We start from the raw sequence: 548 nt of genomic DNA on the forward strand, positions 1-548 counted from the left end.
CGACGGGCTGGCCGTCGTGGCGTTGACCGACGCGACCCTGACTGCCTACCAGTTGCTCCACTCCCGGATGACCGACTACGGCTATACCGGCACTGCGTGCTTGGTGCGGGGTCGTGATGTGCGTGAGTTCGATCCGGCGATCCGCGAAGGTGTTGCTGGAGTGTTGCATCTGGTCGACGAGCGGCATGTCCGGCCGGAAAGCCTCGGTGCAGGGTTGGTTGCCGCACTGCAGGTGCGCGGTGTTGTCGTCAAGGAGCGCAGCGCCGTCTCTCGGATCCGCGCGTCGGTCACCGGTGGTACGGCCCGCGAATGGGTGGTAACTCTCGCCGACGGTGCGGAGATCGTCTCCGGGGCCGTCGTCGTTGCCGCCGCATATTCCTCGCGCTCGCTGCTCCGCTCCCTCGGGGTCGATCTGCCGATGGAAGTCGCGCGCGGCACCAGCCTGACAGCCGTTGGGGAGGGCACAGCGCCCCGGCATCCGCTCAAGCTAGCCGAGCACATGGTCGCCTGTTCTCCGTTCGATTCGGCCGTGCGCTTGTCCGGCACCT

1 pseudogene (running past one end of the window) is annotated in these 548 nt (G+C 67.3%); it reads left to right on the top strand.

Annotated features, from left to right (window positions below):
* The first annotated feature begins 67 nt into the window (after positions 1–67).
* A pseudogene (locus ACFXIV_RS48360) lies at positions 68–548 on the top strand (NAD(P)/FAD-dependent oxidoreductase); it runs 258 nt beyond the window's last position.

It is taken from the genome of Nocardia sp. NPDC059236 (genome assembly GCF_042754085.1).
Classification (GTDB): domain Bacteria; phylum Actinomycetota; class Actinomycetes; order Mycobacteriales; family Mycobacteriaceae; genus Nocardia.